Origin of the sequence: Virgibacillus dakarensis (assembly GCF_900155625.1) — a bacterium.
In the GTDB taxonomy this organism is placed as follows: Bacteria; Bacillota; Bacilli; order Bacillales; family Amphibacillaceae; genus Lentibacillus_C; species Lentibacillus_C populi.
Genome location: NZ_LT732553.1, coordinates 251,539 through 275,406 on the forward strand (window position 1 = coordinate 251,539; position 23,868 = coordinate 275,406).

General features: G+C 42.1%; 17 protein-coding genes. 11 read left to right on the top strand and 6 right to left on the bottom strand.

The genetic code is table 11. The features are described from left to right. Nucleotides 1-2: 2 nt before the first annotated feature. Entirely contained in the window at nt 3-998 is a 996-nt protein-coding gene (locus CZ382_RS01335) for a S8 family serine peptidase (RefSeq protein WP_088049456.1), read from the bottom strand. A 676-nt stretch (nt 999-1,674) separates the two neighbouring features. Between CZ382_RS01335 and CZ382_RS01340 the strand changes: the two genes are divergently transcribed. Beyond that, nucleotides 1,675-2,358: an NAD(P)H-dependent oxidoreductase gene (locus CZ382_RS01340; RefSeq protein ID WP_088049457.1), complete on the top strand. Its 684-nt coding sequence runs from the start codon at nt 1,675-1,677 to the stop codon at nt 2,356-2,358. A 13-nt stretch (nt 2,359-2,371) separates the two neighbouring features. Next, nucleotides 2,372-2,554 carry a hypothetical protein gene (locus tag CZ382_RS01345; protein WP_088049458.1) on the top strand — a complete coding sequence of 61 codons (183 nt, stop codon included), beginning with the start codon at nt 2,372-2,374 and terminating at the stop codon, nt 2,552-2,554. Nucleotides 2,555-2,664: 110 nt separating this feature from the next. Here CZ382_RS01345 and CZ382_RS23605 read toward each other — a convergent pair whose 3' ends face one another. Next, a complete protein-coding gene (locus tag CZ382_RS23605) occupies nt 2,665-3,027 on the bottom strand; it encodes a hypothetical protein (protein ID WP_088049459.1) in 363 nt (120 codons plus the stop codon). Between the two features lie 86 nt (nt 3,028-3,113). Next, nucleotides 3,114-3,785, bottom strand: coding sequence for a GntR family transcriptional regulator (locus tag CZ382_RS01355; protein WP_088049460.1), 672 nt, complete (start codon nt 3,783-3,785; stop codon nt 3,114-3,116). A 749-nt stretch (nt 3,786-4,534) separates the two neighbouring features. On the opposite strand from CZ382_RS01355, the gene CZ382_RS01360 reads away from it, so the two are divergent. The 4 genes from CZ382_RS01360 to CZ382_RS01375 all read left to right on the top strand — a co-directional run bounded on the left by CZ382_RS01360 (nt 4,535) and on the right by CZ382_RS01375 (nt 8,461). Beyond that, nucleotides 4,535-5,731, top strand: a complete 1,197-nt coding sequence (locus CZ382_RS01360) for a CaiB/BaiF CoA transferase family protein (protein ID WP_088049461.1) — start codon at nt 4,535-4,537, stop codon at nt 5,729-5,731. Between the two features lie 16 nt (nt 5,732-5,747). Then, nucleotides 5,748-6,653 carry a hydroxymethylglutaryl-CoA lyase gene (locus tag CZ382_RS01365; protein WP_088049462.1) on the top strand — a complete coding sequence of 302 codons (906 nt, stop codon included), beginning with the start codon at nt 5,748-5,750 and terminating at the stop codon, nt 6,651-6,653. A gap of 65 nt (nt 6,654-6,718) precedes the next feature. Beyond that, nucleotides 6,719-6,970: a hypothetical protein gene (locus CZ382_RS01370; RefSeq protein WP_088049463.1), complete on the top strand. Its 252-nt coding sequence runs from the start codon at nt 6,719-6,721 to the stop codon at nt 6,968-6,970. Between the two features lie 3 nt (nt 6,971-6,973). Beyond that, nucleotides 6,974-8,461, top strand: coding sequence for a sodium:solute symporter family protein (locus CZ382_RS01375; RefSeq protein ID WP_088049464.1), 1,488 nt, complete (start codon nt 6,974-6,976; stop codon nt 8,459-8,461). Between the two features lie 309 nt (nt 8,462-8,770). Here the strand turns inward: CZ382_RS01375 and CZ382_RS01380 are convergent, their stop codons facing one another. Next, nucleotides 8,771-9,808 carry an LLM class flavin-dependent oxidoreductase gene (locus CZ382_RS01380; RefSeq protein ID WP_088049465.1) on the bottom strand — a complete coding sequence of 346 codons (1,038 nt, stop codon included), beginning with the start codon at nt 9,806-9,808 and terminating at the stop codon, nt 8,771-8,773. 161 nt (nt 9,809-9,969) lie between these two features. Here CZ382_RS01380 and CZ382_RS01385 point away from each other — a divergent pair, with 161 nt between their 5' ends. From CZ382_RS01385 to CZ382_RS01400, 4 genes are all read left to right on the top strand, one after another. Further along, entirely contained in the window at nt 9,970-10,395 is a 426-nt protein-coding gene (locus CZ382_RS01385) for a MarR family winged helix-turn-helix transcriptional regulator (protein ID WP_088049466.1), read from the top strand. A gap of 469 nt (nt 10,396-10,864) precedes the next feature. Continuing rightward, entirely contained in the window at nt 10,865-12,718 is a 1,854-nt protein-coding gene (locus CZ382_RS01390; RefSeq protein ID WP_407701301.1) for a BglG family transcription antiterminator, read from the top strand. 18 nt (nt 12,719-12,736) lie between these two features. Beyond that, entirely contained in the window at nt 12,737-13,606 is an 870-nt protein-coding gene (locus CZ382_RS01395) for a ketose-bisphosphate aldolase (RefSeq protein WP_088049468.1), read from the top strand. 35 nt (nt 13,607-13,641) lie between these two features. After that, nucleotides 13,642-15,543 carry a PTS fructose transporter subunit IIABC gene (locus CZ382_RS01400; RefSeq protein ID WP_088049469.1) on the top strand — a complete coding sequence of 634 codons (1,902 nt, stop codon included), beginning with the start codon at nt 13,642-13,644 and terminating at the stop codon, nt 15,541-15,543. 252 nt (nt 15,544-15,795) lie between these two features. Here CZ382_RS01400 and CZ382_RS01405 read toward each other — a convergent pair whose 3' ends face one another. Beyond that, entirely contained in the window at nt 15,796-16,680 is an 885-nt protein-coding gene (locus CZ382_RS01405; protein WP_088049470.1) for a fructose bisphosphate aldolase, read from the bottom strand. Between the two features lie 1,008 nt (nt 16,681-17,688). Here CZ382_RS01405 and CZ382_RS01410 point away from each other — a divergent pair. Continuing rightward, nucleotides 17,689-22,602 (top strand): 5'-nucleotidase C-terminal domain-containing protein, encoded by a 4,914-nt coding sequence (locus tag CZ382_RS01410; protein WP_088049471.1) that lies wholly within the window; start codon nt 17,689-17,691, stop codon nt 22,600-22,602. A gap of 284 nt (nt 22,603-22,886) precedes the next feature. Here the strand turns inward: CZ382_RS01410 and CZ382_RS01415 are convergent, their stop codons facing one another. Next, on the bottom strand, nt 22,887-23,774 hold the full coding sequence (locus CZ382_RS01415) for a TetR/AcrR family transcriptional regulator (protein ID WP_088049472.1): 888 nt from the start codon (nt 23,772-23,774) through the stop codon (nt 22,887-22,889). Nucleotides 23,775-23,868 lie beyond the last annotated feature (94 nt).

Below are 23,868 nucleotides of genomic sequence, written 5' to 3' on the forward strand. Positions count from 1 at the left end.
CGCTACCGATATGTGAGAGCCGGTTCTGCTACGTTTTCACCCGGAATTTCGACTTTATATGTCCCATTTTTATAATCACCGCCTGTGCGCTCGGCCTCAATTGTTTCCCACTGGCTTCCGTCACCGGAACGGTACTCCAATGTAACATGATCGACACTAATATTATCCTCAACCTGGATACTTAACGGTATCGCGATTCCTGCAGAGGCAGATGCTGGTGCCTTATGCGTAAAGGTTGGCTCTTCGGTATCCTCGCCATCCTTGAAAACATGTCCTTTTACCGTGCCAAGCCCGGTTGTCACGGATGAAACTGCGCTGAACGCATTGATAACGCCATGTCCGTAACCATTATTAGGGGACTCCGAAAATTCCCCGTCTGTAAGTGGCTTGGCCGAATTGATTAATGCATTTTCCAGTTCATCTACGGAAAGTGAACTATCAGCTTGACGCAATAAAGCCACTGTTCCAGAAACAAGCGGCGTGGCCATGAAGGTACCGCTTTTACCGCCATATCCACTTCCGGGTATGGCTGAACGTATCCCTACACCAGGTGCTACTACATCCGGTTTGATTTCGTCATAAGAAGACGGACCCTGCAGGGAGAAATCGGCAAGTTCATTCTCATTATTAACAGCACCAACTGCAAAAGCCTCCGGATAATTGGATGGGGCTGCAATCGATCCAGGCCCGCCTGGTTCTGTATCAGTCGTGTTGCCAGCTGCAAATGCTGGGAAAATACCAGCATCGCGCCATGCCTGTACCATTGGACGGTACCATTCATCAAGTCCACGGCCACCACCCCATGAGTTGTTTACAATGTCAGGTACCATTTCCGGATGCGGATTGCCATCTGCATCTTTTGGTGCCAAAATCCACTCCCCAGCTGCGAGCAAATCTGCATCGGTTCCACCAACTGCTGAGAAAGCTTTGACCGCAATCCATTCTGCACTAGGGGCGACACCGATTTGGTTGGATCCATCCGCTTCAGACCCTACCATCGTTCAAACGGTTTGTGCGATGTCGTGTTCTAGGGGACTGACTTTATCGGTACCACACATTTCCAATGTATGTAAAAAAAGGAAAATCGTGATGTTTCATCAATTATAGGGCAGGTTCGACGATTATTCAACTGAATTTTTATACTCTTTCAATAAATGGTAATATAAGATTGTGCAGAATTTACTAGATATTGGGTGGTAAGAATGAAAGGTAGTGATTTTGTACTAATCGTGCTTAATTGAATTATGTTATTGTATTCCATAAAACCATTTATATCCAACATACTTAATCGATTCTATTGTAAAACGGGCGATAGAAGGAAGATATTGCAAGTTATGATTAAATTCTTGCTAAATGAATTACAGGATTAGTAATGGAGGATTTAAAAATCAAGGAAATCTTCCTTCCAACTGGCGAAGGAGGTAAGCCATGAGTACACTTCTGGTCTCCTTTAAACTGACAATCTTTGGTGGTATCCTATTTACCCCCATGAGCCCATTTCCAGATCAGATGAAACCGCGACAATGGTTCTCTTTACATTAATTATAATCAGGGTTCGCATGTATTTTTGATAGAGGTTGCAATGTGGTTTGCCCCCAAGGCCTCATAATTTTGAATATGGCAAGATTATTAGTATCCTATAGAGATAAGAGGTACGAATGAAGGAGGCAGACGATGAAGACGCTTGTGATTGTATCACATCCCGATTTATTGGAATCAAGCAGTCAGCAATTCTTCTTAAATTGGGCCAAAGGAAATACGGACATAACCGTTCATCATTTAGAAGATACTTATCCTGACGGGAATATTAACGTGAAAAAGGAACAGTCGTTACTTGTGGAGCACGATAGAATTTTGTTCCAATTTCCATTCTATTGGTACAGTTCCCCGCCGCTTTTAAAATATTGGCAAGATATTGTTTTAGAAGATGGATTTGCCTATGGAGTAAGAGGAAGAGCGTTAGCGGGCAAGGAATTCGGGTTAATTATAATGGTTGGAGTTAAAGAAAGTGAATATCAAGCAGGTGGTACAGAACGGTTTAGTATCAATGAACTGACTAAGCCGTATCAAGCAATGGCATATAAAACCGGGCTAACCTATATGAAGCCATTCGTCATTTTTCAATTTTTGTATATGACTGAGGAAGAAAAGATGGACACATTGATTCGCTATCAGCAAATGCTTACGATGGAAAACGACGGCAGTTTGGCAACCAAAGAACAATGGATGATAGAGCAATTGGAAAAAATGAGCGAAGAAGCCGGAAATGACAATGAAATTTTGACATATGCCATTGCGCATATTACGGAGAACCGTGATACGATGAATGAACTGAAATTAGTCCTGGATGGAATGTAAAGGAGGCAAGAAATTGGAGCGGGAAGAATGGATGTTAAACGAATTAAAACGCATGTATGATAATAGCGAGGATTACAATCAAAGGGCGCTGCTTCTAGCGACAAAAAAGTTAATTATGGAACAAGCAAAACGGATATATCAAATGGAAGGTGAACTGGAAGGGACATTGTGGAGTCCAAGAAAATGGGGAGATTAGTTTTAATGCAATGGGGTCAAACGGAATAAGGTTTGGCCTCATTGCGTTTGAGAAGAGTCTGACTCTCGCCTGGACTTTCATGAATGGGCTTTCTTCCCTTGTACTCGGACTTACTGGATTTTTTCTGGACGAACATAGTACATGACTTTCTGGTAAATATCGTATAAATCTTTATTGGGATCTAAAATAGGGAGTTTGGCAGTTGGTGCTTTTATATCGTTATTTGTACATCCAATGCATGATTTTAGTTGATTCAGCCAATCTGCAAGCTCAAACTCCCCCCCTGCCTGCAGTTTTATGGTTTGATTGGACTTGTTATTGGGGCATTGATCGCGTATCCATTTATTATGAACTTTTAACGAAAAGCGACTGTCTTTATTATGAAGTAGATTAGTCAGGAAGCAATCATCGGCACATGCGAGAGCACCTCCGATAGTTGTAAGTACATTTAGCATAAGTCCGTTACTTTGCATGAAAAGGTTTCTTCAATTAGGAGGGAGGACCTTAGGCGTTTTTTGAATAAAATATCACTATATATTTCAAAACGGCAGTAATACCATCACTTCGTTTTCCCCGAAATCAAATAATCCTCCTCAATATTCTTTATATGATGCAAAACCTGGTCTCTCCCATGATAAATATGCTCATGCATCGCAACACGAGCCCGTTCCACGTCCTGTTCCTGAATGGCTTTTAGAATAGTGCTGTGGGTCTTCAGAGATTTTCTCATTTGTTCTTCATTAAACCAATAAAAAGAACGGAAGATCAATGGCAAGACAACCACTTTCGATACGTGGTAATGAATATGCTGATTTTGGGATGCTTTTATCACACAATCATGAAATTTTCGATTGATTTCTAATATATCCTCAATGGTCGATTCACCGGTTTTAAAATGATCGTTTATGACCTGTTCATAGGATGCATTGGCTGCTTTCATTTCCCGTACATCCAAATCGGTGCGGTGAATGGAGGCTTGGGCAGCTGCATATCCTTCTAAAAGTGTCCTGACATCGTATATTTGCTGAATATCCTCTTTCGTATAATGACGGACGCGAACTCCTCTTTTCATCGAGACCGTCAGTCCCTCTGATTCCAATTGTTTCAGTGCCTCGCGGATCGGTGTACGGCTTAGTTGCAATTCTTTTGCCAAATACTCCTCGGTGAGTCGCATGTTTGGCGGGAATTCGCCGTGTAAAATTGCTTTTTTGATATATGTATATGCATCCATTTAGACACCTCTTTTTCATTAGTAAAGAAAGTACAAGATTTGTAGCCATGTGAAGTCCATACTAGTAAGGTCACGTCCGGCTCCAGCGCCCAGTAGGCTAGTGGATTGCCTTCACCTTTCGTACGATAAGTCGGGCCTACTGGACGTAGGTCAAGTTCGACTCCACAGAACGTGGCGTTCTTAGTCGAACCTCCCCTAGTTCAAGTAAAGGAGGAAGGCCGAATAAAACCGGGCTTTGAACCACACGCATTGTGCTGACGCAGTCCATACGTTGCTAAACGGGCGCTTAATAGGTCCGACCGCACAATCCCAAGCCGTGTGCGCAATCCCGAGCCGTGAACGCTCAATAAAAGAGAGCGACCGCGCAATCCTAAGCTGTGAACGCGCAATAAAATAGTCCGACCGCGCAATCCTGAGCCGTGAACGCGCAATAAAAGAGAGCGATCGCGCAATCCCAATCTGTGAACGCGCAATAAAAGGGATCGACCGTGCAACCTCAAGCCGAAGTTGAGCAATAAGGTCTACTACGCTTTTGTTCTTATTGTATAGGAATCCAAGCCGCTCATCAATTTTATTGTCCTCTTTGTATACAAACAGGTGTATTTATTATGTGAATACAGACATTTTCAAAAATATATTGCGTTTTTGTATACAAGCTGTTAAAATATGAAAAACCATACATAAGATTTCGATTTATCACCCAATTCATAACAACAAGTGGTTCTTGTTAGAAAAAGGAGTGAAGGCTTATGGGACAAAGTTTAGAAGGTGTTAAGGTGTTGGAATTAGGCAGTCTGATTGCTGGTCCTTTTGCCGGAAGATTGATGGCGGAATTTGGCGCAGACGTTATCAAAGTGGAACCGCCGGGAAAAGGGGACCCACTAAGAGACTGGCGTCATATCTATGAAGGCACTTCCTTATGGTGGAGACTGCAATCCAGAAATAAAAAGTCGATCACCGTCAATTTAAAAAGTGAAGAGGGACAGGAAATCATTCAATCACTCGTTAAGGAATGCGATATCCTTGTCGAAAACTTCCGACCCGGCACAATGGAAAAATGGAATTTGGGATATGAAACACTGTCTGCCATCAATCCTGGCTTAGTAATGGTTAGGGTTTCCGGTTATGGTCAAACGGGTCCTTATCGTGATAAGACTGGTTTTGGCAGTGTTGGGGAGTCGATTGGCGGGCTTCGCTATATTACGGGGTATCCTGATCAGCCGCCGGTACGGGTTGGGGTCAGCCTTGGCGATTCTCTAGCTGCGATGTATTCGGTAATCGGAGCGATGATGGCACTGTATCATCGTGATGTGAAAGGTAAAGGGAAAGGACAAATGATTGACGTTTCATTATACGAGTCGGTGTTCAGCCTGATGGAAGGGGCGCTGCCTGAATTTGATAAGCTTGGTGCCATTCGGGAACGGACCGGGTCATCGCTGCCAGGTATCGCACCTTCCAACACATACCAGTGCAAGGATGGAAAATATATCGTCATCGGTGGGAATGGAGATGCTATTTTCAAACGGCTGATGGAAGCGGTTGAACGGCCTGAGTTAGGGGAAGATGAACGTTTTCAACATAACAGCGGCAGGGCTTCCCATGCTGATTATCTTGATGAAGTGATTGAGGGTTGGACAAAAACGGTCGATTTGGAAACGGCATTGCAGATGCTTGATGAGAAAGGAGTTCCCGCTGGTCCGATTTACAGTATCCAGGATATTGTGAACGACCCGCATTACTTGAGCAGAGGTATGATCGAGGATTTTAAATTGAACGAAAAAGAGTCTCTGAAAATACCGGGGGTTGTGCCGAAAATGAGCGAAACACCTGGGGGCACAAAATGGCTTGGACCTGACCTTGGGCAACATACAGATGAGGTTTTGAAGAAGCTGCTTTCCTATGATGATAAAAAAATTTCCCAGCTGAAAGAACAAGGGATTATTTAAAAAAGGGGGAAGACGAATGGAGACCATTTATATTCAGGAAGTCGTGACACGAGATGGTCTGCAAATGGAGGACCAATTCGTGCCAACGGAGGAAAAAATTGATTTAATTAATCGGCTGTCTGCGGCGGGGGTTGATAAAATTGAAGCGACCTCATTTGTATCTCCAAAAGCTATCCCTAATTTGCGGGATGCGGAGGATGTCATGCTGGGGATTGACCGAAAGCCGGATATTACATATACTGCCTTGATCCCAAATGTGAAGGGGGCAGAACGTGCTGCTGCCTGTAAGGTTGATGAGGTAAACCTGGTTGTGTCTGCCAGCGAATCGCATAACCAGAAAAATGTGCGGAAATCAGTGGACGAATCGTTTTCCGGTTTTACGGATATTACCCGTTTCCTGGCCGGTACCGGGATCCGAATTAATGGGTCGTTAGCTACCTCGTTTGGCTGCCCATTCGAAGGTACGATCGCTGAAAACAGGGTCCTGGGGTTGATTGATAAGTATCTGGAATTGGGAGCAGATGGGATAACGCTTGCCGATACGACCGGGATGGCAACCCCAAAGCAGGTCTTTCAACTCTGCGGGAAAGTACTGGATCACTGGCCGGATTTACCCTTAACGCTGCATTTCCATAATACTCGCGGCATGGGTCTGGCGAATGTAGTGGAAGGAATCCGGGCAGGGGTGACAAGGTTTGATGCTTCTCTTGGCGGCCTGGGCGGCTGTCCATTCGCCCCGGGAGCCACAGGAAACATTTGTACCGAGGACCTTGTCCATATGCTCATCTTTATGGGTTATCATGTGAAAACAGATTTTGACCAACTGATTGCCACTGCAAAACATTTAGAGACGATTTTAGGACATGATGTTCCAGGACAAGTTATAAAAGCTGGCAAAATAACAGATTTGCATCCTGTGTAAAAGCAGGGGGAAATGAAGATTTCTATTTTGTGTCAGAATATTAAGGATTCAAAGGAGGAGCAAATATGAACCAATCGAAAAAGGAACCGATTAAAAATGGCAAAATATGGATTGTGTTTGGGATTTTACTGGCGTTAATAACTCCGTGGTATTTTCCAAAAAGCTTTGGAGAAATTCTAATCTATGGAATACCACTATGGGCTGTCATCATTATTGTTGCATCTATCTTGTTATCTGCATTCTTATCCTACGTCATTCGTTACCACTGGACGATAGAAGAAGAAAACGAAGAAGAGGAAGCGAAAGGAGCGAATTAAGTTATGGATTTGGCATTCTCAGGTTGGTCAGGTGTATTGATTCTGTTGGCGTACGGTTTGCTTATGCTTGGGATTGGCCTTGTGACCTACCTCAAAAACAGGAATATACATGAAAGTCTGGATGAGTACTATCTTGGCGGCCGGGGACTCGGTGTCATGGTTCTGTTTTTTACCTTTTTTGCGACACAATATAGTGGGAACACGGTCGTGGGTTATCCGGCTACAGCGTATCGTCAAGGATTCGAATATCTAGTATCTGTTCCGTATTTTATTATGATTATCATGGCATATCTTTTATTCGCTCCACGCCTTTATGCAATGGGTAAGAAATATAAATTAATTACACCTGCCCAGTGGTTTGAAAAACGATATAAATCAAAAGCAGTTACTATCTTGGCATCTTTACTAATGCTTTATGGCCTGGGTAATTATTTGCTCGAGCAATTGGTAGCTATCGGACAAGGAGTTTCCGGATTAACAGGAGGAACGATTCCGTATCAGGTAGGGGTTATCTTCTTTGTCGTCATCATGTTGATTTACGGATGGCTTGGCGGGATGCGCTCTGTTGCTTATACGGATACCATGCAGGGGATCGCCCTGCTTGTGGGGATTTTCATGCTTTTGATCGGATCCATCATCTATTTCGGCGGGTTGCCCACATCAGCAGATTATATGCAAGCGTATTCACCCGAGAAATTAGGGATACCCGATGGGCCAGGTATAGTGAACTGGTTCAGCCTGCTTGTGTTGATCGGAATTGGTGCTGCGGTTTATCCTCATGCGATTCAGCGGATATTCGCGGCAAAAAATGAAAGAACCCTGAAACGCTCCTTCAGCAGAATGGCGTGGATGCCATTTGTAACTGCGGGGGTAGTGTTTATCATCGGAATTATTGGTATTAATGCATTCCCCGGGTTATCTACTGGAGAATCCGAACAGCTAGTAGGAATGATGGCAAGCAGCATTGCAAGTCAAAACACTGTTTTTTATTGGGCCATGATTTTGTTATTTGGCGGGGTCATTGCAGCGATTGTTTCCACCGCCGATTCTGTATTGCTGACATTTTCATCGATTATTTCAAATGATTTATACGGAAACTACATCAATCCCGAGGCTTCTGAGCATAAAAAGCTGCTTGTCGGCAAACTGCTAGGTGTTGTAGCTGTCGGTATTCTGATTATCATTGCATGGTTCCCTCCTGCAACGCTTTATCAGATCTTTATCTTGAAGTTTGAATTACTGATCCAGATTGCACCGGGTCTGATCCTCGGACTATACTGGAAACGCCTGCGCTCTAAAACTGTCTTTGCCGGCATGGTTGCAGGTACGTTAGTCGCTTCAGTGATGACTATTTTTGATCTTTCTTTACTCGGTGTTGCCAGCGGATTATGGGGACTTCTTCTAAACACAGTCATCTGTATCGTTGGCAGTCTTGTGACGACGGTTTCTGCAGTGGAGGAAAATGAAATGAAGGAAGTAATTGGGATATAACAAGTAGGTAGGCATGCCTCGATTGATGCCGAGCAGCTCGCGATCGATTTTACGATGGGTTCGATCGACTTCGGGCGGCACACGATCAATTTCGCCATGTATCCGAGCACCATTCGGCATATGTGAAACCCGCAAAAATAGTAAATTATTTTTGCGGGTTTTTGATTTTTTCAAACTGACTTTGCTCCATCTGTTGCATCCTTCCATTCCTCTACGTATTAGTGCCAATTTATTAGGATAGAAAACGGCGTTCACAACTCATTGTATCGCTAATGAAGGGAATTTTACAGTACACCACATTGATTCAGGTTACTTGCCAGAAAGCTGAAAGGCATCCGCAAGCAATGTAAAGGATTGATGTCTTGCTTCCTTATCAGTAATCATATTCAGAATCATGATTTCATCGATTTGCGCCTCTTTTTGCAGATGGAGCAGCTCTTTCTTTACCGCTTCCACACTGCCAATCACGAAACGCCCTTTGTTTTGCTTGCGGATCATTTCTTCCTCCGGTGTGTATGCGTGGGAAGCTGCTTCATCAAGCGTCGGCGGTGCATATTGAAATTGCCCGGTTCCCCAGCGTACCCATTGCAGTTCTGCTGGTCCGGCAAGATAGGCAGCTTCATCATCCGTTTCCGCACACACAACGATAATGGACATGATGCTGTATGGTTCGGCCAGGAATTCCGATGGCTGGAATTTTTCCCGATAGCTGCGTAATGCCGGAATAGCCCAGTCCGGATTAATTTGTGCGGCAAACGCATAGCCAAGGCCGAGCTGTGAAGCAATTCGCATTCCACCGTCACTGGATCCAAGCATGAATAATTCCGGTATAAGGGACGGATCCGCTGATGGGGTGATTTGGGCAAATGGATGATCTTCTGGAAACTTCCTCGTAAAATAGGCAAGCAATTCCTGAAGCAGTTCACCTGCATCATTCCCTTCAACTGCCTCACGGGAACGGCGCAATGCCAGTGCGGTAATTCCATCTGTTCCTGGAGCCCGGCCCATTCCAAGGTCGATTCTCCCTGGATGCAACGCCTCTAATAGAGAGAAGTTTTCTACTACTTTCAGTGGGCTGTGATTAGGCAGCATTACGCCTCCGGACCCGATACGAATATTTTCTGTAAGCACCGCGGCATGAGCAGCAAGTAAGTCTGGCGATGTACTTACCTGGTGTTTCGTATTATGATGTTCAGCAAACCAGTACCTGGTGTATCCAAGTTTGTCGGCAAGTTGTACAAGTTCCGTTGAGTTTTGTAATGTCTCTGTGGCAGATTCGCTATTGTAGATAGTTGCCAGGTCAAGAATGGAGAGCTTTAATGGATTATCCTTTGCGTCAGCATTCATATGTTAACCTCCCATGTATACGTTAAAAAATTGTTAGTAGCCTAATTAAAATAGAAAGAGCATTCTATGTCAACAAAATGGACTTATGAATTGATTTTGACAGTCTATGGATCTATCTATATAATTAGCATACTAATTTATTTCGGGAGAGGTGTTTTAACATGATTGAAAAAGAGATTCGAGAATTGCTTCATAGCATTGCAGTGAAGTCCCGAAAAGAATATGCGAGCAAATTTCGTGATGTGGATCTGTATATAGGACAGGAAACGGCTCTGTGTCATCTTTGGCAGGGGGATGGGATCACGCAGTCTCAATTACGTGACAAAATGGGGTGTAAATCATCCACTGTCAGTAATATGCTGCGAAAGCTTGAACAGGATCAGATTATTTACCGAGAGCAGGAACAGGAGGATGGAAGGATCTACAAGGTGTTTCTGACGGAAAAAGGGAAGAATTTGCGGGTACCAGTAACAGCAATCTGGGAAGCGCAACAGAAAAAAATGCTAAATGGAATTCTGCCAGAAGAATTATTATTGATGCGGCGACTTTTGAAGCAGATGGAAGCGAATCTTTTTAAAGGGGATTAAGGGATCAGGTACTTATTCCTTTAGCAAACACTGTGGCAGGTTATGTGTAACGAATTATTTGGTAATTCAATGGTGACTATAGTTAAAGAACATGAATTTTATTTATTGCTGATGTTAAGGCGATTTTTTTCGCAAATGCTTTTCTTCTGCTATTTAATCCTTTGAACCAAGAAGAACGGGAGGTACAAGAATTCCTTAAGACATGCATTAACTGTTCAACGGAAGTTATTAACTATTTTAAATATGTAAGGAACCAGCCGGAACTAAACAAAGGGTTGGTTCTTTTAATTAGCTGATAAAAAGGTTGAATAAAGGGATAATATTACTTGTCAGACATTTATATCGATTACAACAGATGATCACTTGAATTAACATAAAAAATTGGAATACTAATTTTCCTAAGGGTAGGAAAATTTACTGATATAGCGCTTACCATAGTTGTATTTTAAAATAAAGACATAGAAAGGTTGTGGTTTGTTTGCATAAAAAGCATAATCAATTAATTGACTTTCTATTGAACCAAAACGGAGAGTATGTGTCCGCTACAACGTTAGCTGAAATATTGAATGTGACTGATCGCACAATTAGAAACTATATTAAGGACATTAACGATAACTCCAGTGACGTTGTCATCACCTCATCACCCGAGGGGTATGCGATTATCACAGACAATAGCGAAGAGAGGTTAGGATCCAATGAAAAAGAGTTAGAAGAAGCACTCTTGGAGTTTGAAATTATTCAGTTCTTAATGAATGAAAATGACTACACTGCTTATGATGAAATTGCCGATAAATTCTTTTATTCACCACAGACAATTCGAAGCCGTATCCAGAATCTTGCAGCGAACATTCATGCTTTAGGTATTGATGTCGCCATCGATACAAAAGTTTTTAAAGGCATTAAATTGATCGGGACAGAAATACAAAAAAGAATTCTATTAGAAAGCTTCTTTACATCCATTTCTGTTAAGAAGGAAATGTACAAGGATTTTGTAGTAAATGGTTTCCGTTCATGGGTAGATATGGAAGTGGTTGAAAACGTTTTTAAAATTGTTGATCAAATCAATATAGAACATCAACTAAATCTGGAATTCTCGATGTACAAGAAAATTGCGATTCAATTAATTATCATCATTCATCAAATAAACCACCACCATCTAGTTAACATGGAAGATACAGAACTAACTAATTTAAGGCGTTTTAAAGAGTTCGAAGTCGAAGAAGCCTTTCGGTCAAAGTTACATGATTATGTAAAAATGACGGATGATGAAGCGATTTTTTTGGTCAATTATTTGATATCGTTACAACTGGATTTGGATAAATCAATAATCGAGAATAAGGACCAAGAAATTGTAAGTAAAATAGAAGCCATTTTACTTCAAGTAGAACAAGTCTACCATGTACCTATTTATTCAACAAAGCGTTTTAGAAATAACATTGCAAATCACATTTATCGAATTATCTATCCCGCATCACATAACTTGCTTATTTATAATCCATTTGTAAAAGAAACGAAGTCGGAATACTTTTTTTCATTTAGTATTGCTTCGAATATCGCTTTACAAATTGAGAAGGCGTTTCTTGTGGAAATTCAAGACAGTGAAATTGCTTATTTAGCCTATCATATTCAAGTTATTCTTGATTCGCAAGATAAGAAGAAAATAAAAACAATTATTCTTTATAGCAGAAGCTATGAGCGGACAAAGCTTCTTGCTGCTAAAATAGCAACGTACTTTGATGAACTTGAAATTTGTAAAATAGAAAAATATTCTGCGGACTATGTTTTTGATCATTCCTATTTATACATTGGAATAAACCTGGCAGACACACCACAAACCACAGCAAATTTTATGATGATCCAAAGCGGCTTTCAAAGTAGTGATATAAAGAAAATTAGATTCTTTCTTGAAGCACAAAATTCAATCATTGAGCAGGCAGCTATTCACTGGATTCATGCAAAAAGTCCTGAGGAAGCTATTCTCCATCTGCTTTCACTAAATAATCAAGAGCATTTTTATGAACCTATTATGAAAAGAGAGCGGATATCTTATACTTCAATAGGCAATTTAATGGCTATACCTCATCCTTATTTTGAAAAGGAAGGATATAAAGAGAAAGTCATTATTGGGGTTAATAAGCAAGCGATAAAATGGGGAAATGAACTCGTTCAACTGATCATTATTTACATTCCATCCTCAGATATTGAACGAAATGAATACGCCTTTAGCGAATTCTTTCAAAAAACCAAGAACATCGAAAATGTAAGAGAACTTGTTCATGCTGCAACAGATAAAGAATTTAAAGATATTTGGAATCAGATATAAAACGAGGAGAGATGAAAAATGTTAATGAATATGAAAGAACTATTAGAAGTAGCGTACAAACATAATTTTGCGGTAGGTTCCTTTAACGTGGCAAATAGTGAGTTTGTAAGAGTTGTTATTGAATCTGCTGAAGAAAAAAATGCACCAGCTATCATCCAAATTCACCCGAATGAGCTTGAGTTAGTTGGCGATGATTTTATTGCGTATGTTCGAGAAAGATGTAAAAACACAAAGGTGCCTATGGCTATTCATCTAGATCATGGCTCATCTGTAAAAGATGTAATGAGAGCTATTAGAAACGGTTACACGTCGGTTATGATTGATGCTTCACACGCTTCATTTGAAGATAACATATCCATTACGAAGGAAGTTGTCAAACTTGCACATGACGTGAATGTGTCGGTGGAAGCTGAATTAGGAACGATCGGATCAAATGAAGGAAGCTCTGAAGGCGGTGCTGATGAAATATTATATACGGATGCAAACGATGCAAAAAGATTTGTTGAAGAAACAGGTATCGATACATTGGCCGTCGCAATTGGAACATCACATGGACAGTATAAACATGCCGGAAAACCAGAGTTAAAACTGGATTTGCTTGCTGAAATAAACCAAAAGGTCGGTATTCCTCTCGTTCTTCATGGAGGAAGTGATAATAAAGATGAGGAAATTTCGCAAACGTACCTTCACGGTGTAGCAAAAATCAATTTATCAACGGATATGAAAAGTGCTTTCTTCCAGGAGATGCGTCGTTTCTTGACTGATAACCGCGGGGCATATGAGCCAGATGTCATTATGCCAAGTGCCAGAAAAGCAGCACAAGAAATAGTAAAACAAAAAATGGACTTATTTAACTCAACAAATAAAGCAAACTTCTATTTTAATTAATCGAAACGCCAAAATGTTTACAGGGAGGGAATAAGATGGAACTCGTAGATATTCTAACCCAGGATAATATTATTTTGAATCTTAAAGGGAATAATCAAGCGGCTGTCATTGATGAGTTGGTAAATAAATTAGCTGAAAACCAGCTCACCAATGACGCTGAGCGATTCAAAAAAGCAATTTACAAAAGGGAGAATGAAATTTCAACTGCTGTAGGTTATGGAGTAGCCATTCCGCACGCGCAATCTAAATCTGTGACCAACCCCACTATTATAATGGGGAGAACATTGCCAGGAATTGATTACGGTGGTCAACATACCAATTTAATTTTTATGATTGCAGCTCCGGAAAATGCTTCAAATGAACACTTATCACTTTTGTCTCAGCTATCAACTTTCCTGATGAGTGAAACATTTAGAGCAAAGCTGATTGTAGCGACATCAGAGGCTGAGGTTATAAAAGCTATCCAGGAACAAGAAAAATTACAAGAACCAACCTCTGATGAGGAATCTGTTTCTGGAAAATATTTAGTCGGAATAACCGCATGTATGACTGGAATTGCACACACGTATATGGCTGCAGAATCTTTAAAAGAAGCTGCTGGAAAACGAGGCATGAAGGTCAAAATTCAGACCAATGGTGCTAATGGTCCTGAGAACAAGCTTACTGCAGCAGATATCCAGAAGGCAGACGCCATTGTGATAGCGCACGATGTGCAAGTGGATGCCTCCGTGTTACGAGGTAAACCATATGTTGATGTACCTGTAAAAAAAGCAATTAGTCATGCTGATCAATTAATTGATCAAGCCTTGTCCTATAATATAAAAGAAAAAAATGGTGATGAGCCAGCGATAGAAGACAAGCCGGAGCCAGAAAAAAAATCGGGATTGAATTTTTATAAGCATATTATGAGTGGGGTTTCCTATATGATTCCATTCGTCGTGGTCGGAGGAATTTTTATCGCAATTTCCTTCATGTTCGGTATTTATGCGGCAGATCCTGAGAGTGATCAATTTAATGTTTTCGCCCAATTCTTTAATCAGGTTGGTGGTGAAGCAGCATTTGCATTAATGGTTCCAATCCTGGCTGGATTTATTGGATATAGTATTGCAGATAAACAAGGACTAGCCCCGGCAATGATTGGTGGTATGATGGCCAGCATAGGTGGATCTGGTTTCCTTGGTGGAATGATAGCTGGATTTATAGGTGGTTTTGCTGCGAAGTTTATTGGCAAATCTATGGCTAAAATACCAAAGTCCTTCCAGGGATTAGTTTCTGTTTTAATTGTTCCTTTAATAAGTACATTTATTGTTAGTGCTTTCATGTTCTTTGTATTAAATACGCCAATGTCCATGCTAAATGAATTTTTGGAGGGCTGGTTAAAAGGTCTTACTGGAATTAATGCAGCTATTCTTGGAGCTTTGTTAGCTGGAATGATGGCTTCTGATATGGGCGGACCGATTAATAAAACGGCTTCTGCTTTCGGATTAGCAATGTTTGCTGCAAACATTTTTGAACCATCAGCTGCTTTAATGGTTGGCGGAATGGTACCTCCGATTGGCATTGCGCTTGCCACAACAATCTTTAAAAATAGATTTACTATTCAAGAAGCGGAAGCAGGAAAAGCAAGTTATGTACTAGGAGCAAGCTTTATTACCGAAGGCGCGATTCCTTTTGCTGCTGCAGATCCATTAAGGATAATTCCTGCAAATATAATCGGTGCAGCAGTAGGTGGGGCATTGTGTATGGCAATGGATATTTCATTAAAGGCACCTCATGGTGGAATCTTTGTTATCCCTATTGCCAGCAATAAACCATTATTGTACATTGGATGTATACTTCTAGGCTCTTTCATTACCTGCTTAATTATTGGCTTTTTGAAAAAACCTCTGTCTGAGAAAGACAGAAACAATGCAAAACAAATGAGTAATATTATTTAAAAAACTTCCATATATTTTTTTATTAAAGATGAATGTGTTAATAAAGTAAAGTGGCTCCCTTAAAAAAGTAATGACAGAAACTTTTTAAGGGAGTATTTTTATGCTTATCGATTTAATCCTAAGGAAGCCCATTTCAAATGCTCCCAGATGATTCAAAGAGTGCAAAAAACGGCAACTAAGCGCTTTTTGCGGGTTTATTTATTTAAACACCTATACGGAATTTCCAGGATGCTTCCCTAAACCCCGTATAATTTAAACAGAAGCCTCATAAATAGATTTCACTGCCGCCTCAAGTGCAGCATTAAATTCTTCATCTGTTTGGCTGACATTCAAATCTTGGCTTAACGCTCTGGAAAAGCTGGCAATCAGCCCATCATTCTCTTTTAGCTTTTCATTCGCCTCGTCTCTCGAATAACCGCCGGAAAGGGCAACAACACGAACTACATTTGGATGTTCGATTAACGTTTTGTAGGTGTTTGCCTGCGTAGGAATCGATAATTTTAGCATCACATGTTCATTTTCATTTAAATTATTTAGATGGCGCAGGATTTCCGCTTTTAATAGCTCTTCGCATTTTTCTTTTTCCGGGCTGTTAATATCTACTTCCGGTTCAATAATTGGCACAAGTCCGGCAGCGATAATCTGTTTGCCGATTTCGAATTGCTGATCGACTACATCCTTGATGCCTTCCGGGTTGGCCTCTTTAATAACGGAGCGCATTTTTGTACCAAAGATATGGCGTTCATTTGCACGTTTAAGTGTTTCGGCAAGGTCGGGGATCGGCTTCATCAGCTGTACGCCATTAGATTCTTCAGCGAGACCTTTGTCCACTTTTAAAAAAGGGACAATGCCTTTCTTTTCAGCCAGATAATCGCCGGTGTACAATCCCTCAATTTCACGGTCCATCGTTTGTTCAAAAAGAATTGCACCCAAAATATAATTGGAATCGAAAGCAGGCGATGTAATAATCCGTGTCCGCATTTCATGAACTAAATCGAACATTTCATCCTCGTTTGCATACGCATCATCTGTGACTCCGTAAGCGGCTAATGCTTTTGGCGTACTGCCGCCGCTTTGATCCAGTGCTGCAATAAAACCTTTTCCGTTTTTCATTTTTTCAAATTGACTTTGTTGCATTATTTTCACTCCTCTACGTAATAGTGCCAGCTTTATTACTATGGAAAACATCCTTCATACTCAATTGTAGCACTAATGGTAAAAACGTTATAGTTATGCGCATAGATATTTTAACTATGCAATAATTTCTTTTTTATCAGCTGTCATCGCCTGCTGGGCCAATAACGACCTGTTTCCCTCTTGCATGTCTTGTTTCCGTCTTTTTTAGCACATCCACAGCTTGTTCAAATGGATATTTTTTTTAATAACCAGCTGGATATGTTTTTCTTTCTGTTTTACCAAAAAAAAAGTTGGGCAACATCCTTCTGTGTTTCTTGGGAGGTGACCTATTTGCTGTACGATAATATGCTTAGGCATCCTCCAAAGAAATCCTATTACCTTTTGAAGCCCCCTATGTTGATCATCGGCAGACTTTTTACCTATGATAAGACTGTTTTATTTATGATTCGGTACTTTTGAATCTAGCATATTTATTCAAAACTATATTATATTAAATATGATTGAATATTAAGTCATAACACCTATTAGAAGGAGGTGCCCGAGCAGCATTTTTCAAAGCTTAAGAGACAGGACAGGTTTTTGGAAGATAGTTGTCATGGAAAATCGAATCAGTTATCAACACCGTCAGTCTTGATAAATTTCCTCATTCCAGAACTGCAATCGTATGATGGTTATGAAAAGCGGCATTCATTTTTAATAAAATTATATTTTCATCGATTGCGGATAAGAGAAGGATCCATTTAATGAATCTACTAACTTTATATTATTTTTACAATCTATTCATAAAGGATTAAAACCAATTCGTTATGATAAGTTTGAACAGGCAAAACAGGCTGCCTGAGTGCAGTTTAGCAGTACTTTAAATAAACTGACTGCACTGGATTAAAAAAGAAATACATAACTGGGCTACATGATGCGTTGTCAATGGGGGTGTTTTCAAAAGGTATTGGCAAGAGACTTTGAATTTAGATAGATTTTGCGAGACAAATTCGGAAAGGGGAGACACAGATGAATTCACCGATCAAAAGAAAATATTACAGCATCATGCTGATTTTTATATTAATGGTGAGTATGCTAACACCTGCAGCCCCGATGGGTACATATGCAGCTGCAGCGGACGAGTCAATAACTGTCGGGGAAGCAATTGAAAAGGGCAATGATGGCAGTGAACAGACTGTGAAAGGGTACATTGTCGGGTATGTCATTAGTCCTAACAATGTAACGCAAACGGATTTTCGCGAGGATCATAATGTAGCACTGGCGGATGAGGCTGGCGAAACTGATCCTGATAAAATGCTGTTTGTTCAGCTGACCAAAGATTTCCGTGACACATTCGGGCTGAAGACCAACCCTAATAATCTGGGTAAGGAGATTGTTGTCACCGGCACGATGGAAGAATACCACCTACATAATGGCCTGAAGAGCCCGAGCGATGTGAGGTTCACTTCTGAGGAGCCGGAACAAGCGCTTGAACTTCAGTCAATCGCGGAAGTAAGAGAGCAGGCTACGGGTGAAGCCAAAACAAAAGGTGTTGTCACGGCTAAATTAAAAAATACGATTCAGATTCAGGATAAAACCGCTGCGATTGCTGTCCGACCTGCCTCACTTGATGTGCAATTAGGGGACGAAATCACAGTAACCGGCAGTTTGAGAGATTACCATGGATTGCTGGAGTTGGATGGCACAACGATTGAAGATAAAACTGCAAATGTAGGTGTTCCTGATCCTTTGACGCTAACTGGTGGTGAACTTGAAAATAATCAATCGAAACTGGCTGTCATCAAAAAGGTAACGCTTACCGACGTAAATGATGCTGGCGATTGGGCCAACTATACTGCTGAGGATGAAAATGGGAACACGTTTATCGTTCGTGATGAGACAGGCGGGCTAACCCTTGAGGTGGGTGGCACATATGATTCCATTACCGGCATTGTGACACAATTTGATTCGGATCAGCAACTTATTCCCCGCAGCCAGTCGGATATTGTTGGCGATAAATCTGCTGTTCAGCCGGTTACCGCAAGCCCTGGACCGGGTACGATTCCAGCAGGTACAGCTGTCACACTGAAGACAGCTACAGATGGTGCGGCCATTTTTTACACGACAGATGGCAGTGATCCAACGGAAAATGATCGACGTTACAATGGTGCCATCACCGTCGATGAGGATGTTACGATCAAAGCCATCGCTAAAAAAGATGGTTTAACAGCGAGCAAAATAGCTGAATTTACCTATACTGTCTATCATCCGGAAGACGGTGTCATGATTCATGATATTCAGGGAGAAGGTCACGAATCACCGATGGAAGGCATGACTGTTGAGGATGTCGAGGGTATCGTCACGTATACGTTTGAAATCAGAGGTTCGAACTATTTTCATATGCAGACACCGGAAGAAGATTATGATGGAAATGAAAAAACATCTGAGGGCATAGTTGTTTACACAGGGAAAGCAGAGGATGTTGAAGTAGGTGATCTCGTCAGTGTAACCGGAGAAGTCGATGAATATCATATTGATGGGTATGATGATCGGGCTGAGACGGATCTGCCGGTTACCGAAATCAATGCACGTGACGATCAAGGCGGCGCTGTTGAAATAATAGAAAACAACGTTGTATTACCGGAACCTGTCCAGATAACTTCAAGCGATATCCCGGAAGACATTATTGGGGAAGGTGGGTTTGATCGTTTTGAACCTGCTGATTATGCGATTGATTACTGGGAAAGCATAGAAGGAATGCGTGTGGAAGTGGCGCCATCCAGGGCAGTTGCACCACAGGAGCATGGGGATCTTGTTGTTGTGACAGACGAATTTATGCCGGAAAACACAACAGCCAATGGCGGTATCCGCTTGACCGAGCAGGGACCAAATGCGCAAACGATCCAGTTTAAGCTGCACCCGAACGGCGAGGCCAGGGATTTTGCCGTCAAAACGGGTGACCAGTTCACGGAGGCCATTGATGGTGTTGTCAATTACGGTTATGGCAACTATAAAATTTATAGCGATCTGGACGATGTCGAAGCTGTTTTTTCCGAGGGTGATACACAGCCGGAGCAAACGAGCATCGTTAAAGATGAGGACAAGCTGACGGTTGCCACCTATAACGTGGAGAATTTTTCGGCAAACGAAAGCGAGACGTCAGCCCAAAAAGCCACAAATATAGCCCGTGCATTTGTAAGTGATATGAACAGTCCGGATATTGTGGGCATTGTTGAAGTTATGGACAATAATGGACAGGATCAAGGTCCATCAGATGCGGATGCTTCCGAAAGCTATGAGCGGCTCATTGCTGAAATCAAAGCTCAGGGCGGACCAGATTACGATTATGCCAATATTGACCCTGAATATAATCAGGATGGTGGCGCACCGAATGGCAATATTCGTGTCGGGTTTCTTTACAATCCGGAGCGTGTATCATTGATGGACGGTGAGCACGGGACTGCTACGGAAGCAACGGAATATCAGGATGGACAATTGACGCTGAATCCGGGGCGTATCGCTCCAGGCGCTGACGCATTTGCCAATACACGTAAGCCGTTGGCGGCACAGTTCAGTTTTAATGGGGAAAGTGTTGTTGTCATCGCGAATCATTTGAATTCCAAAACCGGTGATGATGGTGCATTCGGTCAAAACCAGCCGCCTGTATTAAAAAGTGAACAACAGCGGCGTGAATTGGCAGCGCTTGTCAATCAGTTTGTTACAGATATCGAAGCGGACAACCCAGATGAAAATGTCATTGTTTTAGGAGATATGAATGACTTTGAATTTTCTGAGCCGCTTGAAATCCTTGCTGGCAAGGAATTGACCAACAAAATGATGGATGTGCCGGAAGCGGATCGGTACACATATGTTTATCAAGGCAATTCACAGGTGCTTGATCATGTTCTCGTTTCAGATCATCTGGCTGCTTCCACTGAGGCTGACGTGCTGCATGTGAATGCAGATTTTACCGATATGCATGGACGGGCCAGCGATCATGACCCAATCTTGACACAAATCGATTTAGCAGGAACCGAAGAAGTTGATGAGCCATTTGATTTGTCGATCATGCATATGAACGATACACACGCCCACGTTGAACCGCTTGCCAAAATGGTGACAGCGGTCAAAGAATTCAGGGAAGAAAAACCGGATTCGCTGCTTCTTCATGGCGGGGACGTTTTTTCCGGAACCCTGTACTTCAATGAGTTCAAGGGACAAGCTGATCTGGCATTACTGAACATGATGGATGTTGATGCCATGGTTTTCGGCAATCACGAATTTGATCTTGGTGCTGAAGAAGGCGGTCATGAATCGTTGTCAGCATTTGTTGAAAATGCCGAGTTCCCGTTCCTGGGTACGAATAGTGACTTTTCGCAGGATTCATTTATGCAAAATCTTGAAACAAATCAATCACTGGTCGATGATCCGGAAAACGGACAAATTTATAACAGTATTGTCAAAGAAATTGACGGTGAACAAGTGGGGATCTTCGGCTTGACAACCGAGGATACGCAAAATGTTTCAAATGCTGAAGACGTCACATTTGCCGATTTTAAGGAGACAGCCGAGCAGACAGTGGAGGCCTTTGAAGATGCCGGCATTGATAAGATCGTCGCGCTCACACACCTTGGTTATGACAGTGCACCAGAAGTGGGCAATGATTTGCGCCTGGCTGAAGAAGTCGATGGGATTGATGTTATTGTCGGCGGTCATTCTCACACCGTGCTGGAAGAACCGGTTGTTGTCGATGGAGACGGGAAAGACAAAGAACCAACCGTGATTGTTCAGGCAGGTCAATATGCGGAATATCTTGGCACACTTGATGTGACATTTGACGAGAACGGTGTCGTTACCGGTTATCAAGGCGAATTGCTTGAGGTAGATGGTTTTGAGGAAGATCCGGAAGCGACAGAAGTGCTTAAACCGTTTAAAGATCAAGTTGACGAAAAAATGAACGAAGAAATCGGCGCAGAGGCTATGAAGGATTTGACGAACCCGCGCCAGAATGCTCCGGGCGATGACAGTGTCAGAGCTAATGAAACCGAGCTTGGAAATTTGGTCACAGATGCCATGCTCGCCAAGGCAAAAGAAAAGTATCCCGAAACGGTCATTGCCTTTCAAAATGGCGGTGGTATCCGCACGTCAATTGATAAAGGGCCGATTACCTCCGGAGAAGTCATCAGTGTCCTGCCGTTTGGCAATAATCCGGTCATTGCGACATTAACCGGTCAGGAAATCAAGGATATTTTGGAACACAGTGTCCGTCAGGCCCCGGCTGAAAACGGTGGATTCCTGCACGTTTCCGGGATGCGTTTCTATTATGACAGTGAAAAAGAACCGGGCAGCCGTATTGTTCAAATGTATGTCGAGAATGACGGGGAACTGGAAGAAATTCAGCTCGATCAAGAATATCTTGTTACAACGAATGCTTTTACCGGTCAGGGCGGTGATGGATTTGAAACGTTTAAAAAGGCCTATGAAGAAGGGCGCGTCAAAGACATTGGTGAAAGTGACTGGCAGCAATTGGTTGATTACATGGTCGAAGAAAAATATCTGGGTGGCATTGTCGACCCTGAAAGAGAAGGGCGGATTGTCGATTTGATGGGTGAGGGGCTTCCTGAAGATCCGGGTGATAACGAGGACCATGGTGATGGTAATGGGGAAGATCCCGGTTCTGATCAGGGTGGAACAACGCCTGGAGGAAATGGTTCAGACGGAGATGGTGCACCACCTGGAGATCATAATGGAAATAATTCAGGCGGGGACGGCACACCACCAGGGAATCATTCTGGAAACGGCACATCACCTGAAGATCATTCCGGGAATGGTGCAGCTTTGCCAGATACAGCTACGAACATGTTTATGTACTTGCTTATTGGGAGTGTACTTATTGCAGCAGGCGGTGTGATCCTGCTTTACAGACGGCGGCTTTTCCGATAAAGGTTTGAAGAGCTCACCATTAACAGACAGTAAACGAATTTCTTTTGAAAAATTGGAATAAGTATTTGATGTAAGCTGAACATTGATAGATCAGCGGCAGATAAGATTAGAACAGCCCCTTACGGAGGGGGCTGTTCCTAATGTTTATCTTCCGGTCCGGTGCTCGTTCTTTATAAAGGTAAAGGGTAGGGAAAATATACGACTTTAACTAATGGAAAAAATAAATAGCCCAAGAATCTGTTGTAACATATTACGTCAGATTCTTGGGTATTCAATAAATACACTCACAAAAGCTGTAGTCCCAAAAGACCAGCTATTTTTCCCCGATAACGATCAAACTCCCCAACCTCCTTTAAATTAGCCAGCATCCCTTGAAACGCATACCGATCCAATTCGGGCTTCTCCAGTTCGTTTTGAAGAAAATGCACTACATGATGAAGCCCATTCTTTTGCACTTTGGAAAGAGGCATTGCTGCCAGCTTTTCCTCCATGTCTGTCAGCAAGGCGGCAACTTGGCTTTTTGCATCCACAGGCGAAAATGTTTGCTCCGGCAGCAAATGCTGGAAACTGCTTGGATGGATGATGGATTTTTCCCCATTTTCAAAGGCTTGGACGATATCATCAATCCGGTTCAGTAAAAATCCCGCAACACGATCGGTGTCCAAGTTCAAATCGTGAAATAACATCGCTCCCAGATAGCTGTTTTGCATGCCCTCCGTCAGCATAATGATGTCAGCGATGTAGGGTTTGATTTTCTCGCCATAGGTTTCCATTAAATTCCGGTAGTACCAGGCAATCGTGTCTTTTCTGGATTGTTCTATCACATTGCGCAGTTCCTTATTGATGGAAAAATTCTGTTCACGCAAATAGACGATGAAAAACGCACGCTGTTTCTTCAGCTGTTCAAATGGTACACGCAACTGCTGTTTCATTTTTTCTCGTGGCTCTAAGCCAGCTTGATCGATTGCCAGGATTGCTTCGTTCATCTGATCAAAATAATATTGGAAAATCGCGACATGTAACGCTTCTTTTGATGAAAAATAATGATAGAATGCCCCTTTGGAGATGCCGCAAACATCGACAATGTCTTGAACGGACGTGTTAAAAAATCCATTTTCAGCAGACAGCCTGATGGATGATTCAATGATTTCCTGTCGTTTATCTTTTTTCATTTTATCCTCACCCGTTTCGTTTCATTCCAAGCTCAGAGCCTGTAGGTACGTACATTTTTTCTCATTGCATTTATTATGACCAATCAGTCATATC